10 protein-coding genes are annotated in these 15,944 nt (G+C 68.0%); 7 read left to right on the forward strand and 3 right to left on the reverse strand.

What is annotated here, in order from left to right; all coding sequences use genetic code 11:
* The first annotated feature begins 169 nt into the window (after positions 1–169).
* From HWX87_RS10825 to HWX87_RS10840, 4 genes are read left to right on the forward strand one after another with little or no spacing between them, the layout of a single operon-like run.
* Complete coding sequence (locus tag HWX87_RS10825) at positions 170–874, forward strand: response regulator transcription factor (protein WP_006490421.1); 705 nt, start codon at positions 170–172, stop codon at positions 872–874.
* The gene (locus HWX87_RS10830) at positions 871–2,232 is read left to right on the forward strand and encodes a FecR domain-containing protein (protein ID WP_176047132.1); all 1,362 of its coding nucleotides are present in this window, start codon (positions 871–873) and stop codon (positions 2,230–2,232) included. Before HWX87_RS10825 ends, HWX87_RS10830 begins: the two co-directional genes overlap by 4 nt.
* A 10-nt stretch (positions 2,233–2,242) precedes the next feature.
* Entirely contained in the window at positions 2,243–4,630 is a 2,388-nt protein-coding gene (locus tag HWX87_RS10835) for a CHASE2 domain-containing protein (protein WP_176047133.1), read from the forward strand.
* 37 nt (positions 4,631–4,667) lie between these two features.
* On the forward strand, positions 4,668–5,282 hold the full coding sequence (locus HWX87_RS10840; protein ID WP_176047134.1) for a DUF4136 domain-containing protein: 615 nt from the start codon (positions 4,668–4,670) through the stop codon (positions 5,280–5,282).
* A gap of 52 nt (positions 5,283–5,334) precedes the next feature.
* Here the strand turns inward: HWX87_RS10840 and galU are convergent, their stop codons facing one another.
* Positions 5,335–6,219, reverse strand: coding sequence for a UTP--glucose-1-phosphate uridylyltransferase GalU (gene galU, locus HWX87_RS10845; protein WP_176047135.1), 885 nt, complete (start codon positions 6,217–6,219; stop codon positions 5,335–5,337).
* Positions 6,220–6,306: 87 nt separating this feature from the next.
* Entirely contained in the window at positions 6,307–9,174 is a 2,868-nt protein-coding gene (locus HWX87_RS10850; RefSeq protein ID WP_176047136.1) for a valine--tRNA ligase, read from the reverse strand.
* A gap of 224 nt (positions 9,175–9,398) precedes the next feature.
* On the opposite strand from HWX87_RS10850, the gene HWX87_RS10855 reads away from it, so the two are divergent.
* Both HWX87_RS10855 and HWX87_RS10860 read left to right on the forward strand, forming a co-directional pair.
* Positions 9,399–11,762, forward strand: a complete 2,364-nt coding sequence (locus HWX87_RS10855; RefSeq protein ID WP_176047137.1) for a UvrD-helicase domain-containing protein — start codon at positions 9,399–9,401, stop codon at positions 11,760–11,762.
* Positions 11,759–12,556, forward strand: coding sequence for a 5'-methylthioadenosine/adenosylhomocysteine nucleosidase (locus HWX87_RS10860; protein WP_176047138.1), 798 nt, complete (start codon positions 11,759–11,761; stop codon positions 12,554–12,556). The genes HWX87_RS10855 and HWX87_RS10860 overlap by 4 nt, the downstream gene beginning before the upstream one ends.
* 66 nt (positions 12,557–12,622) lie before the next feature.
* Here the strand turns inward: HWX87_RS10860 and HWX87_RS10865 are convergent, their stop codons facing one another.
* Positions 12,623–13,858: an MFS transporter gene (locus HWX87_RS10865; protein ID WP_176047139.1), complete on the reverse strand. Its 1,236-nt coding sequence runs from the start codon at positions 13,856–13,858 to the stop codon at positions 12,623–12,625.
* A 406-nt stretch (positions 13,859–14,264) separates the two neighbouring features.
* On the opposite strand from HWX87_RS10865, the gene HWX87_RS10870 reads away from it, so the two are divergent.
* Entirely contained in the window at positions 14,265–15,938 is a 1,674-nt protein-coding gene (locus HWX87_RS10870; RefSeq protein WP_176047140.1) for a methyl-accepting chemotaxis protein, read from the forward strand.
* The last annotated feature ends 6 nt before the right edge of the window (positions 15,939–15,944 follow it).

Here is a 15,944-nt window from a genome sequence, read left to right on the forward strand (position 1 = left end):
GTCCGTGCCCCGTTTTTGAGATATTTAACCGGGGTCGCCGGTTTGCGCAGGTGGCGCGAACGGCGAACGACGGCTCACCGGCCGATATCCGGACGCCGCGCACGTGCTGCGCGGCCGGGGGTAGGCGCGGGAGTTGAATGGACGAATCGATTTCGATTTGCGGGGTGCTATGAGAATTGCTGTACTGGATGACGATCCGGCCCAGACGGATTTCGTCAGTCAAACGCTGACGGCCGTTGGCCATACGTGCTATGCGTTCAAGGAAGGCAAGGCCCTGAAGAAGCGCCTGCAGCGCGAGACATTCGATCTGCTGGTGCTCGACTGGAACGTGCCCGACATGTCCGGCGAGGAAGTGCTCAAGTGGGTGCGTGCGAACCAGACCGAGCACAGCCTGCCGATCATCTTCATGACGAGCCGCGACGACGAGGCGGGGATCACGCAGATCCTCAACGCCGGCGCCGACGACTACGTGGTCAAGCCCGTCTCGGGCCCGATCCTGCGCGCACGCATCGGCTCGCTGCTGCGCCGCGCGTATCCGGTCAACGCCGAGGCCACCGTCCGCGAGTTCGACCAGTTCCGTTTCGACGTGAACCTGAAGCAGGCCTACGTCGGCGACAAGGCCGTGAGCCTCACGCAAAAGGAATTCGAGCTCGCGCTGCTGCTGTTCCAGCACCTCGACCGGCCGTTGTCGCGCGCGCACATTCTCGATCTCGTGTGGAAACAGGCGACCGACATCCCGTCGCGCACGATGGACACGCACATCTCGATGCTGCGCACCAAGCTCGGCCTGCGGCCCGAGAACGGCTATCGCCTCGCGCCGATCTACGGCTACGGCTACCGGCTCGAGCGGGTCGGCCAGGGAGAACCGGAGTGACCACGGGAATCACGCAGCGCACGGCGAACCTGCGCACGGCGGCGCTGCGCGCGGCCTGCGCGGTCGCGTTTGCGTTCGCCGCGCAACATGCGGTTGCGCAGCCGCCTGCCGACGCCGGCAGGACGGTGGTCTACCGCACGCAGGCGGGCGACACGCTGTACGACGTCGCCGCGCGCTACCTGCAGGGCGCGGACGACTGGCAACTGCTCCAGCGGATCAATGGCGTGCCTGCGCCGAAGCACCTGCAGCCCGGCGTCGCGCTGAAGCTGCCGGTCGCGCGGCTGCGCAAGGAAAAGCTGACCGCGCGCGTCGTCGCGGTGCAGGGCACGGCCGAACGCGCGTCCGGCGCCGCTTACGCGCCGCTCGCGAACGATGCGACGCTCGCCGAGGGCGACCGCGTGCGCACCGGCCCGAACGGCTTCGTCACGCTCGAGCTGACCGACGGCACGCACATGAGCCTGCCGCCCGACAGCCAGCTCGACCTGAAGTCGCTGCGCCGCACCGTGCTGACCGGCACGCTCGATCGTGAGTTCGAACTCACGCGCGGCTCGGTCGAAAGCGAAGTCACCCATCTGAAGAAACGCGACGACCGCTTCCAGATCCGCTCGCCGTCGGTCGTCGCCGGCGTGCGCGGCACGCGCTTTCGCGTGAACTACGACGCGGCCGGTAATGCGTCGACGCGCGTCGAAGTGCTCGACGGCACCGTCGGCGTCGCCGGCAACCGGCAGCCGGCCGACCCGACGCTCGTGCATGCGAACTTCGGCAGCGTCGCGACATCGTCCGGCGCAGTCGGTGCGCCCGTCGAACTGCTGCCGGCACCGGCGCTCGCGCATCCCGACAAGGTGCAGGACGAACCCGACGTCGCATTCGACGTCGCGCCGCTCGCGCAGGCGCATGCTTACCACCTGCAGATCGCGCATGATGCGGGGATGCTCGACCCGTTCCGCGAAACGCGCACCGTTTCGTCTCGTGCGGTATTCCGCGACGTGCCGAACGGCACGTATTTCGTGCGGGTGGCCGCGATCGACGCGAGCGGTCTCGAAGGCGTGCCACGCATCTATGCGTTCGAGCGGCGCCTGATGGGGCTCGACGCGAGCGCGTCGCCCGGCGCGGACGGCTACGAGTTCCGCTGGTCGCCGAACGGTTCGGGCAAGGATGCACGCTACCGGTTCGTGCTGTCGCGCTCGAAAGACCTGAGCGTGCCGGTCGTCGACCAGGTCGGCCTGCAGGCGCGCAAGATCACGATCGCGCGCCTGCCGCCCGGCGACTACTACTGGGCCGTGACCGTCGAGGAATTCGAAGGCGGCAAGTTCTACGAGAAGACCAGTCCGGTCAGCGCGTTCACGCTGTCGCGCTGATCCGCGGCGCATGAAACCCGACTCAGCGTCCCCACGGCGGCACCTCGGCCGCCGCTTCCTCATCGAATGGATCGCGATCGGCTGCCTCGGGATCGCGGTGATCCTCGCGTGCGCGCTCGGCCGCCTGTCGTCGAGCGTCGACGGGCTGATCTACGACCGGCTGCTGATGCTGCGCAGCCTGCCGCTGTCGCCCGACGTCGTCGTCGTCGACATTGACAACCAGAGCGTGTCGGCGCTCGGCCGCTGGCCGTGGTCGCGCGACGTGCATGCGCGGTTGCTCGACACGCTGGCGCGCGCTCAGCCGGCCGCCGTCGTCTACGACGTGCTGTTCACCGAACCATCGCCGGAGGATCGCGCGTTCGCGGACGCGATGAGCCACGTGCCGACCTTCCTGCCCGTGCTGCTGAGCCCGGAGCAAGCGGACGGCACGCGCAGCGTCGACCCGCCGGTCGCCGCGCTCGCGGCGCGCGCGACGGGGCTCGGCCACATCAATCTCGAAGTCGATCGCGACGGCATCGTGCGCAGCGTCGCGCTGTTCGAAAGCGACGGCCGCGTGCGCTGGCCGCAACTGATGGTGCCCGTGTACCGCGCGATCCAGGCCGGCCGGCTGCATCCGGTCGGCGGCGCGCCGGGCGCGAACGCGCACGACCTGTCGCGCGATGCGGCCGGGGAGGGCCGCTACCTGATCCCGTTCAGCCGCAACACGCCGGCCTATCCGACGCTGTCGTTCGACGACGTGCTCGAAGGGCGCGTGAATCCCGATGCGCTGCGTGGCAAGATCGTCGTCGTCGGCGTGACGGCGTCCGGGCTGTACGACCGCTTCGCGACGCCCGTGTCCGGCGAGTTCGGCCCGCTGGCCGGCGTGTATATCCATGCGAACGTGCTCGACATGCTGGCGACCGGCAGCGCGATCTCGCCCGCGTCGCGCCTGGGGTTGTTCGCCGCGTCGCTGCTGCCGCTCGCCGCGCTGCTCGGCGGTTTCCTGATGCTGTCGCCGTGGCGTGCGCTGCTGCTGACGATGAGTCTCGCCGTGCTCGCCGTGCTCGCGAGCCTGGCGCTGCTGTTCGAGGCGCGCATCTGGCTGACGCCGGCACCGGCGATCTTCGGGCTGATCGCCGTCTACCCGATCTGGAACTGGCGGCGCCTGGAAATGACGATGTCGTACCTGCGCCGCGAGCTGCAGCGGCTCGCCGACGAGCCGCACCTGCTGCCCGAGGCGCCGCGCACGCGCAGCGTCGGCGGCGACGTGCTCGAGCGGCAGATGGCGCTGATGGCGCAAGCGGCGCAGCGCGTGCAGGACATGAAGCGCTTCGTGTGGGACAGCCTCGACAGCATGCCCGAGCCGATCTTCGTGACCGACCTGGCCGGCACCGTGCTGATCGCGAACCATGCGGCGAAGCGCTACGGGTCGCGGCTGTCGCTGCCGCTGCCGGAAGGGCGGCCGCTACGCAATGCGCTCGGCGAGCTGACCTTCATGAAGACCGTCGACGGCAATGCCGAACACGACGCGGCGATCCGCGAGCACTGGCCGGCCGTGCTCGACCCGACCCTCGAGGCCGAACACGACGCGATGGCGCGCGGCATCGAGGTGCGCGATCGCGACGGGCTCGACCATCTGTTACGCTACGCGGCCTGTACGAACGCGCAGGGTCGCGTGACGGGCTGGATCGCCGGCCTCGTCGACGTGACCGAGCTGCACGCGGCCGAGCGGCAGCGCGAGGAAGCGCTGCACCTGCTGTCGCACGACATGCGCTCGCCGCAGGCGTCGATCCTCGCGCTCGTCGAGATCGAGCGCGACCGCGTCGACACCGACGCGATGCGCGGGCTGCTCGCGCGGATCGAGCGCTATGCGCATCGCGCGCTGTCGCTGGCCGACGAGTTCGTGCAGTTGGCGCGCGCCGAGTCGCAGGCGTACCAGCTCGAGGTCACGAGCCTCGTCGACGTGCTGATCGATGCGAGCGACGAGGTGTGGCCGCAGGCGCAGGCGAAACATATCCGCGTCGACACCGAAGTTGGCACCGACATGTGCTGGGTGCGCGCGGACCGCTCGCTGATCACGCGCGCGTTCGTGAACCTGCTGAACAACGCGGTCAAATACAGTCCGTCCGACACCGTGATCACGTGTACGCTGACGGTCGAGCACGCATCGAAGCGGATGTTCTGTACGATTCGCGATCAGGGGTACGGCATTGCGCCGGAAGATCAGCGGCATCTGTTCGAGCGTTTCAAGCGATTCCATGCCGGCGAGCGGCCCGAGATCTCGGGTTCCGGGCTCGGCATGGCGTTCGTGAAGACGGTCGTCACGCGCCATGGGGGCAGCGTGTCGGTCGATAGCGAAGTGGGTGTCGGCACCGCGGTGACGGTGTCGCTGCCCGCGATCGACGAGCCGTCCGCCTGACAGGGCCGGGCACGACGGCAGGTATCTGGGGAAAGCCATGAGAAAGGAATGGGCAGCGGCCGCGCTGGCGGCGTCGCTGTTGGCGGGTTGCGCCGGCGTGACGAGCGGCGTGAGTACGGTCGGGCAGCCGAATGCGTTTGCATCCGGCGCGCACGGCTATGACTTCGTGCGAACGGCCGCGCAGGCGGGCGACACCGAATACCGGCAGATCGAGACGCTCGTGCGCGACGAACTCGCGCGCCGCGGCTTCGATGCGCAGCCGCTCAAGGACGCGCGCTACCGCTTGTCGATCGCGTATGCGACGCAGCCGGCGTCGGTCGCGGCGATCGCCGACCAGTGCGGCGCCGCGAGCAGCGCCTGCGTGACGGTCGACGGGCCGGCGCCGTTCGCGCTGCCGTTCATGGGCACCGTGTATCGCCACGTGCTTACGCTGCGTTTCGTCGACGCGCAATCGGGTGCCGACGTGTATCGCGTATCGGCCGCGCTGCGCGATCGCGACCCCGGCACGCAGCTGGCCGCGCCCGCGCTCGTGAAGAGCGCACTGGCGAAGGTGCCGTTCGGCGACGGCAGCGGCTGGCTCGTCAAGACGAAAAAAGACGACGCGGGCGGGATGCCGGGCGTCGTCTCGGTGAAGCCGGCCGAAGCGCGCTGAGCGCCGGCCGGCGAGGTGAGGGCGGGCTCGCCGCGGCGAGCCCTTGGCCGCTTCAGGCGGCCGGATGCGTGCCGCCGCGCGTACGCAGGTACGCGTCGAAATCGGCGCTGACTTCCGGGTGGCGCAGCGCGAATTCCACCGTCGCCTTCAGGTAGCCGAGCTTGCTGCCGCAGTCGTAGCGCGTGCCCTGGTACTTGTAGGCCAGCACTTGTTCATCGGCGAGCAGCGCCTGGATCGCATCGGTGAGCTGCAGTTCGCCGCCCGCGCCGGGCTTCAGCGCGCGCAGGTGTTCGAAGATCCGCGGCTTCAGGATGTAGCGGCCGACCACGCCGAGGTTCGACGGTGCGACTTCGGGCGCCGGCTTCTCGACGATCGCCGACATCTTGACGATCGATTCTTCCCATTCCTTGCCGTCGACGATGCCGTACGACTTCGTGTCCGACGGCGGGATCTCTTCGACGCCGATCACCGAGCTGTGATAGTGGTCGAACACGTCGACCATCTGCTTCATCACGGGCGGATTGCCGTCGAGCAGGTCGTCGGCGAGGATTACGGCGAACGGGTTGTCCGCCACGAGTTTTTCCGCGCACAGCACTGCATGGCCGAGGCCGAGCGCTTCCGGCTGGCGCACGTAGAAGCAGTCGACATGGCTCGGCTTGATGCTGCGCACGAGTTCGAGCAGCTTTTCCTTGCCGCGCGCCTCAAGTTCGGCCTCGACCTCGTACGACTTGTCGAAATGATCCTCGATCGCGCGCTTGCTGCGCCCGGTGACGAAGATCATCTCGGTGATGCCCGCGGCGATCGCTTCCTCGACCGCATACTGGATCAGCGGCTTGTCGACGACCGGCAGCATTTCCTTCGGGCTCGCCTTCGTTGCCGGGAGGAACCGCGTGCCGAGACCGGCCACGGGAAATACCGCCTTGGAAACTTTCAGCATGATCGAACCTTTATTCCTGTAATCGACTTGTCAGACAGTCTATGTTCACGTTCGCATTATAGTGAACGCAAACGGCCTTACCCTTTGTTACGCAGGCAACCGATCGAGCTGCGCGCGCAGTTTTTCGAGCGTGCTCTGGAATTCCGCGACGCGTTTCTGCTCCTGTTCGACCACGGCCGGCGGCGCTTTCGCGACGAAGGCCTCGTTGCCGAGCTTCGCGTTGCACTTCACGATCTCGCCCGTCAGGCGCGCGATTTCCTTCGACAGGCGCTCGCGTTCGGCCGCGACGTCGATTTCCACTTTCAGCACCAGCTTGTTCGGGCCGACGATCGCGATCGGCGCGCCGTGCGCTTCCTTGTCGAGCGTCGCTTCATCCGCGAGGATCTGCACTTCCGACAGGCGCGCGAGCGCCTGGACGTACGGCGCGAACGAGCGCAGGCGGTCGGCATCGCCGGCAGCCAGCAGCGGCACCTTGGTCGCCGGCGACAGGTTCATCTCGCCGCGCAGGTTGCGGCATGCGTCGACGATCGCCTTCAGGTCGGCCGCCCACTGCTCGGACGCCTCGTCGATCTTCTGCAGGTTCGCGAGCGGATACGCCTGCGTCATCAGCGACGCTTCGCCCTCGGCCTTGCCTTGCGGATAGCGGCCGGCGAGCGGCGCGACCTTCTGCCAGAGCGCTTCGGTGATGAAAGGGATGACCGGGTGCGCGAGGCGCAGCACCGTTTCGAGCACGCGCAGCAGCGTGCGGCGCGTCGCGCGCTGCTGTTCCGGCGTGCCGTTCTGGATCTGCACCTTCGCGAGTTCGAGATACCAGTCGCAGTACTCGTCCCACACAAACTTGTAGATGCCGCTGGCGATGTTGTCGAAGCGGTAATCGGCGAAGCCCTTCGCGATGTCGGCCTCGGTGCGCTGCAGCAGCGACACGATCCAGCGGTCGGCCGCCGAGAAGTCGAGGTAGCCGCCGGGGCCGCAATCGCCCGCGCCGCACACTTCCGGCTTGTCGCTGCCGCAGTCGTGGCCTTCGCAGTTCATCAGCACGAAGCGCGTCGCGTTCCACAGCTTGTTGCAGAAGTTGCGGTAGCCTTCGCAGCGCGCGAGGTCGAAGTTCACGTTGCGGCCGAGCGTCGCCATCGACGCCATCGTGAAGCGCAGCGCGTCGGTGCCGAACGCGGCGATGCCGTCCGGGAATTCCTTGCGCGTCTTCTTCTCGATCGTCGCGGCCTGCTTCGGGTTCATCAGGCCCGTCGTGCGTTTCGCGACCAGCGTCTCGAGGTCGATGCCGTCGACGATGTCGATCGGGTCGAGTGTGTTGCCCTTGCTCTTCGACATCTTCTGGCCTTCCGCGTCGCGCACGAGGCCGTGCACGTAGACGGTGTGGAACGGCACCTTGCCGGTGAAGTGCGTGGTCATCATCACCATCCGGGCGACCCAGAAGAAGATGATGTCGAAGCCCGTGACGAGCACCGACGACGGCAGGAAGTGCTGCAGTTCAGGCGTTTCGTTCGGCCAGCCGAGCGACGAGAACGGCACGAGCGCCGACGAGAACCACGTGTCGAGCACGTCCTCGTCGCGCTTCAGCGCACCCGCGTAACCCTTGGCAGCGGCCTGCGCGCGCGCTTCTTCCTCGTTGCGCGCGACGAACACCTCGCCGTTCTCGCCGTACCACGCGGGAATCTGGTGGCCCCACCACAGCTGGCGCGAGATGCACCAGTCCTGGATGTTCTCGAGCCACTGGTAGTAGGTGGTCGTCCAGTTTTCCGGCACGAACTTGATCTGGCCGTTGCGCACGACGTCGAGCGACGTTTCGGTGATCGACTTGCCCGGGGTGAACGTGCCTTCCGGCGCGGGCTTCGTCATCGCGACGAACCACTGGTCGGTCAGCATCGGCTCGATCACGACGCCCGTACGGTCGCCGCGCGGCACCATCAGCTTGTGCGGTTTGACGGAGTCGAGGAAGCCCTGCGCGTCGAGGTCGGCGACGATCGCCTTGCGCGCGTCGAAGCGGTCGAGGCCGCGATACTGCTCGGGGCCGTTGTCGTTGATCTTGGCGTCGAGCGTCAGGATCTCGATCGGCGCGAGGTTGTGGCGCAGGCCGACCTGATAGTCGTTGAAATCGTGCGCGGGCGTGACCTTCACGACGCCCGTGCCGAACTCGCGGTCGACGTAGTCGTCGGCGATCACCGGGATCTCGCGGCCCGTCAGCGGCAGCGTGACGAGCTTGCCGATCAGGTGCGCGTAGCGCTCGTCTTCCGGGTGAACCATCAGCGCGACGTCGCCGAGCATCGTCTCGGGGCGCGTGGTGGCGACGGTCAGCGAGCCCGAGCCGTCGACGAGCGGGTAGCGGATGTGCCACAGGTGGCCGTTTTCCTCTTCGCTCGCGACTTCGAGATCCGACACGGCCGTGAGCAGCACCGGATCCCAGTTGACGAGGCGCTTGCCGCGGTAGATCAGGCCTTGTTCATAGAGCGTGACGAACACGTCGCGCACGGCGGCCGACATCTTGTCGTCCATCGTGAAGTATTCGCGCGACCAGTCCGGCGACGCGCCGAGGCGGCGCACCTGGCCGGTGATCGTCGAACCCGATTTTTCCTTCCATTCCCACACGCGCTCGACGAACTGCTCGCGGCCGAGGTCGTGGCGCGACACGCCCTGCGCGTCGAGCTGGCGCTCGACGACGATCTGGGTGGCGATCCCCGCGTGGTCGGTGCCGGGCACCCACAGCGTGTTCTCGCCGAGCATCCGGTGGTAGCGGGTGAGGCCGTCCATGATCGTCTGGTTGAACGCATGGCCCATGTGCAGCGTGCCCGTGACGTTCGGCGGCGGCAACTGGATCGCGAAATCGGGGCGGGACGGATCGAATGCCGGGGCGGCATAGCCGCGTTTTTCCCACTCCGGCCCCCATTGGGACTCGATGGTGTGGGGCTCGAAGCTCTTCGCAAGCGTGTTGTCGCTCATGTTGGAAATCTGCCGAAAAATGCGTGAATTGGATGCCGAATCTGACAATTATAAATGGATGCCCATCGGCCAGCCATCGCCTTGCCGCCACGGGCTTGTCGCGACGGGGCCGCAACGCGCCGGCAGCGCGTCCGCAGCGTGCGGCCGAACGGATCGGGAACGGCATCGCGCGGCCGACTTATAATGTCGGGTCCGCATTTTTCTCGCCCGTCCGCTGCCGCTCCATGCCCGATCTGCTCGCCAATCTGAACCCCGAACAACTCGCCGCCGTCACGTTGCCGAACGAACCGGCGCTGATCCTTGCAGGGGCGGGCAGCGGCAAGACCCGCGTGCTGATCACGCGCATCGCGTGGCTGATCCAGCAGGGCTACGCATCGCCGCCCACCGTCCTCGCCGTGACCTTCACGAACAAGGCCGCGCGCGAGATGATGGCGCGCCTGTCCGCGATGATGCCGATCGACACGCGCGGGATGTGGATCGGCACGTTCCACGGCCTGTGCAACCGGATGCTGCGTACGCACTGGCGCGACGCCGGCCTGCCGCAGACCTTCCAGATCCTCGACACGGCCGACCAGCTGTCCGCGATCAAGCGGCTGATGAAGGCCGCGAACGTCGACGATGAAAAGTACCCGCCGAAGAACGTCCAGTACTTCATCAACAACGCGAAGGAGCAGGGGCTGCGCCCCGACAAGGTCGACGCGACCGACAACTTCAACCGCAAGTTCGTCGAGCTGTACCAGGCATACGACCAGCAGTGCCAGCGCGAGGGCGTCGTCGATTTCCCCGAGCTGCTGCTGCGCTGCTACGAGCTGCTCGCGTACAACGCGCCGCTGCGCGCGCATTACCAGGCGCGCTTCCGGCACATCCTCGTCGACGAGTTCCAGGACACCAACAAGCTGCAGTACGCGTGGCTCAAGATGCTCGCGGGCGGCGAGAACGCGATCTTCGCGGTCGGCGACGACGACCAGTCGATCTATGCGTTCCGCGGCGCGAACGTCGGCAACATGCGCGACTTCGAAGACGAATTCCGCGTGCGCAACCTGATCAAGCTCGAGCAGAACTACCGGTCGCACGGCAACATCCTCGACGCGGCCAACCAGCTGATCTCGAACAACGCGCACCGCCTCGGCAAGAACCTGCGCACCGACGCCGGCCACGGCGAGCCCGTGCGCGTGTACGAGGCGAGCACCGATTCGCAGGAAGCCGGCTGGATCGTCGAGGAGATCCGCTCGCTGATCAACACCGGGATGGCGCGTAGCGAAGTGGCCGTCCTGTACCGCAGCAACGCGCAGTCGCGCTCGATCGAGCACACGCTGATGTCGTCGGGCATCCCGTACCGCGTGTACGGCGGCCTGCGCTTCTTCGAGCGCCAGGAAGTGAAGCACGCGCTCGCGTACCTGCGCCTGATCGACAACCCGAACGACGACACGGCGTTCGTGCGCGTCGTGAACTTCCCGACCCGCGGGATCGGCGCGCGCTCGATCGAGCAGCTGGCCGACGCCGCGCGCCTGTACGGCTGCTCGATGGCCGCCGCGATTCCGTACGTGACGGGCAAGGCCGGCACGAGCCTCGGCGGGTTCGCGAACCTGGTCGCGAAGATGCGCGCCGATACGCAGCACATGAACCTGCCCGACACCGTCGAGCACATCGTGCGCGCCAGCGGTCTCTCCGATTTCTACCAGGGCGAGCGCGAAGGCCAGGACCGCCTCGAGAACTTGCAGGAACTCGTGAACGCGGCCACCGCGTTCATCGCCGAGGAAGGCTACGGGCTCGACACGCCGGCCCGCTCGATCCCGTTGCGTGCGGGCGCGATCGCGGCGCCCGAGCTCGGCACCGCGACCGACGATCCGGCGGTCGACGTGCTCGATCCGGCGTCACCCGCCGACCCGGCACAAAACCCCGACACGATGACGCCGCTTGCCGGTTTCCTGTCGCACGCGTCGCTGGAGGCCGGCGACAACCAGGCGCAGGCCGGCCAGGACGCCGTGCAGCTGATGACGGTGCACGCGGCGAAGGGGCTCGAATTCTCGGCTGTGTTCATCACGGGCCTCGAGGAAGGGCTGTTCCCGCACGAGAACAGCGTGCTCGAATCCGACGGCCTCGAGGAAGAGCGCCGGCTGATGTACGTCGCGATCACGCGCGCGAAGGAGCGGCTCTACCTGTCGTTCGCGCAGAGCCGGATGCTGCATGGCCAGACGCGCTACAACGTGCGCTCGCGATTCTTCGACGAGCTGCCCGAGCACGTGCTGAAATGGCTGACGCCGAAGGTCGAGGCCGGTTCGCGGTGGGGCGGGCGTTCGGACAACGCCGGGTACGGGCGCGACTGGTTCGCGCGGCCGGGCGGCGGCAGTCGCGAGCAGATCGTCGACGCGGCCGTGTCCGCGCCGCTGCCCGCGTTCGCGAACAAGCAGCGCGCCGCCGATACCGGGTTCCGGGTCGGCCAGCAGGTGTTCCATACCAAGTTCGGCGAAGGCACGGTCACCGCGCTCGAAGGCAACGGCACCGATGCGAAGGCGCAGGTGAAATTCAAGCGGCACGGCGAGAAGTGGCTCGCGCTCGCGGTCGCGAAACTGCAGGCGGTGGAATGATGGGCATCGACATGGTGGGGACGGCTTCGGCCCGTCCGCTCGGCATTCTGGCCGCGCTGCCCGAGGAGCTCGGCGACCTGATCGCCGCGATGCGCGCCGACGGCGCGATGAAGACGGTCACGCTCGGCCGCCGCGATTATCACGTCGGCACCGTGCACGGCGCGGCCTGCGTCGTCACGCTCGCGCGGGTCGGCAAGGTCGCGGCCGCCGCGACGGTCAGCGCGCTGATCCACGTGTTCGGCGTGTCGGGCGTCGTGTTCACCGGTGTCGCGGGCGGCGTGTCGCGCACGGTGCGGGTCGGTGACGTCGTCGTGGCCGATACGCTGCTGCAGCACGATCTCGACGCATCGCCACTCTTTCCGCGCTACGAAGTGCCGCTGCTCGGCATCACGCGCTTCGCGACCGACGCGGCGCTGACGGCGCGCCTGCGGGCTGCCTGCACGCTGTTCGTCGCGGAAGAGGGCGCGCAGTTCGCCGAACGCTTCGGGCTTGCCGGCGCGACGCTGCATGCGGGGCTCATCATCAGCGGCGACCGCTTCGTGTCGAGCGAGCGCGAGGTCGTCGCGCTGCGCGACGCGCTGCCGGACGCGCTCGCGGTCGAAATGGAAGGCGCCGCGATCGCGCAGGTGTGCGCGGAGCACGACGTGCCGTTCGCACTCGTGCGCACGATTTCCGATACGGCCGACGACCACGCGACGCAGTCGTTCTCGCACTTCCTGTCGGCGATCGCGAGCAGCTACTCGTCCGGCATCCTCAAGCGTTTCCTGACGCTGCATGCAACGACGGCGGCCTGAAGCCGCCGCCGTATTCTCCCTTCGAGCCGATCGACTGGCCGCGGCGCACACACCGCGGCCGGCTCGTCACGCCTTCTTGCGCCGGCTGCTTTCGAGGTTCGGCAGGAAGATCGTCAGCACGCCGATCAGCGGCAGGAACGAGCACACCTTGTAGACGAACGTGATGCTCGTCGCATCGGCGAGCTGGCCGAGCACGGCCGCGCCGACCCCGCCGAGCCCGAACGCGAAGCCGAAGAACAGGCCCGCGACCATCCCGACCTTGCCGGGCATCAGTTCCGTCGCATAGACGAGGATCGCGGCGAACGCCGACGCCAGCACGATGCCGATGATCACGGTCAGCACGCTCGTCCAGAACAGGTTCGCGTACGGCAGCAGCAGCGTGAACGGCGCGACGCCGAGGATCGATACCCAGATCACGTACTTGCGGCCGATCCGGTCGCCCACCGGCCCGCCGATCAGCGTGCCGGCCGCCACGGCCGCGAGGAACACGAACAGGTGGATCTGCGCGGCCTGCACCGACAGGTGGAACTTGTCGATCAGGTAGAACGTGAAATAGCTGTTGATGCTCGCGAGGTAGAAGTACTTCGAGAACACGAGCAGCACCAGCACGCCGATCGCGCCCATCACGCGGCCGCGCGACAGCGTCGGATGGCCGGCCGGCACCGCCTTCTTCTTCATCGACGGATGCTTCTTGTACCAGTGGCCGATCTGCGTGAGCACGATCATCGCGACGAGCGCGGCCGCCGAGAACCACGCGATGCTGTGCTGGCCGTGCGGAATGATCACGAGCGCGGCGAGCAGCGGCCCGAGCGCGGAGCCCGCGTTGCCGCCGACCTGGAACACCGATTGCGCGAGCCCGTGCTGGCCGCCCGATGCCATCCGCGCGACGCGCGACGACTCCGGATGGAACACCGACGAGCCGCAGCCGACGAGCGCCGCGGCCCCCAGCAGCATCGGGAAACTCGACGCGACCGACATCAGCAGCAGCCCCGCGAGCGTGAAGCCCATGCCGACCGGCAGCGAATACGGCTTCGGACGCTTGTCGGTATAGAGGCCGACGAGCGGCTGCAGCAGCGACGCGGTGATCTGGTACGTGAGCGTGATCAGGCCGATCTGCGCGAACGACAGCGCGAACTGGCTCTTGAGCATCGGATAGATCGCGAGGATCAACGACTGGATCATGTCGTTGAGCATGTGCGAGAAGCTGATTGCGCCGAGCACCGGGTAGACGGTGCGGGGCGCGGGTGGCGCGGACGGCTGGGCGGCGGCTGCGCCGGCTCCGGAGTCGAGGCTGGTTTCCATGTGAGCTGAACGAGTTGAGGTGGCGGGCGCGCTCTGATGGGGATCGGCGCGTTGTTGATTCGTTGATGCGTCAAAGAAGTGTAATGTGGCGTATCGAGAATGTCAGGCCAAGTTTTATCGCGAATCGGACATTCGTCGGACAGGTCGGACGATGCGTATTTTTTTGGACGGGTATAACGCTGGCGGCGCGTCCGGCCTTCAGCGGCGGCCGCGCCGGGGCCCGGTGCGTGTTTTACCGGACTCAAGAAACGGCGGTGGCGGCCGTAGAACGACCCAATGACAACAGGCGCGCCGCGCCCGGCACCGGCTACCCGCCGGGCGGGCGAAGGACGCGCGGCATGGCCAGCCATCGCGGGAATGCCGGGACCCACCTTTCCGGCAGCGTGATCCATACGGGGATAGTTCGATGAAAGCAGCATCTTTGCATCCACAGCCCGGTGCGGCGGCCGCCGCACCCGACGTTGCCGGCGGTCGCGCCGCACGGCGCACGCGCGCGGCGCGCCGAGCGCGCCGGCCGTGGACCGTCAAGGCGACGTTGCGCGCCGCATTCGCGATCCTGCTGGCCGGCACACTCGCGATCGGCGTGTTTTCGCTGTGGCAGATCAGCCGGCTGAACGCGTCGATCGCGTCGGTCTACGAGCAGGGCCACGTCGCGAGCCGTGCGGCGCAGGAGGTCCGGGCCGAGGTCCTGCGCGCGAGCCGCGCGCAGAAGATGCTGCTGACCGCGACCACCGCCAAGGAGCGCGACGAGCTCGGCGCCGAGGTCGGCGCGGGGCTCGCGTCGATCGGCCAGGCGCTCGGCACGCTGCAGCGTTACGCGGATCCGGCCGATGCCGACGATTCGGCGCGGCTGCGCGCATTCTCGACGGCCGTCGGCACGTGGAGCGCGCATCTGCGCGATTTCGTCACGCTCGTGCGCGCGCAGCCCCTCGACCTGTCGCAGATGAACTGGCAGGTCGGCACGCAGGACGTGTCGCTGCTGGTCGAGACCGGCAAGCTCGAGAAACTCGTCGCCGAACTCGTGAAGACGCGCGGCGAAAAGTCGAAGGCGACGCTCGATGCGTCGGCCACCATCTTCTCGTCCTCGTTCGCGATGATCGCGGCGATGACGGCCGCGCTGATCGTGCTCGCAATCGTGATCGCCGAGCGGGTCGTGCGGCGTCTCGCGTCGCAACTCGGCGGCGAGCCTGCCCATGCGAAGGCGATCGCCGCGGACATCGCGCGCGGCGACCTGACGCGGCCGATCACGCTCGGCCGGCACGATCGCGACAGCATGGTGCGCGCGCTGGCCGAGATGCAGACGGGGCTGGCGGCGACCGTCGGCGAGATCGCCGTCAGCGCCGAGGCCATCGCGGCCGCGTCCGGCGAGATTTCGACCGGCAACCTCGACCTGTCGCGGCGCACCGAGCAGCAGGCCGTCGCGCTCGAGCGCACCGCGGCCAGCATGGAGCAGCTCACGTCGACCGTGCGGCAAAACGCCGAGAATGCGCGGCAGGCGAGCGCGCTCGCGGCCAATGCGTCGGTGGTGGCGGAGACGGGCGGTGAAGTCGTCGGGCGTGTGGTCGCGACGATGAGCGAGATCGACGACAGCGCGAAGAACATTCGCGACATCATCGGCACGATCGAGGGTATCGCGTTCCAGACCAACATCCTGGCGTTGAACGCGGCGGTCGAGGCTGCACGCGCCGGCGAACAGGGGCGCGGCTTCTCGGTGGTCGCGGGCGAGGTGCGCCTGCTTGCGCAGCGTGCGGCAACGGCTGCGAAGGAGATCCGCGCGCTGATCGGCGCGTCGGTCGAGCGCGTCGCGAACGGCGCGGCGCTCGCGCACGATGCCGGCCGCACGATGGGCGACGTCGTGCGCGCCGTCAAGCGCGTGACCGATATCATCGGCGAGATTTCGGCGGCGTCGGACGAGCAGAGCGCCGGGATCGACGAGATCGGCCGCGCGGTCACGCAGATGGACGCCGGCACGCAGCAGAACGCGGCGCTCGTCGAGCAGGCGGCCGCGGCCGCCAACGCGCTCGACGAGCAGGCTCAGGCGCTGAAGTCGCTGGTCGGGCGTTTCCGCATCGCGGCCTGAGCGTGC

The organism is Burkholderia sp. BCC1644, from assembly GCF_902833225.1.
Taxonomy (GTDB): Bacteria; Pseudomonadota; Gammaproteobacteria; order Burkholderiales; family Burkholderiaceae; genus Burkholderia.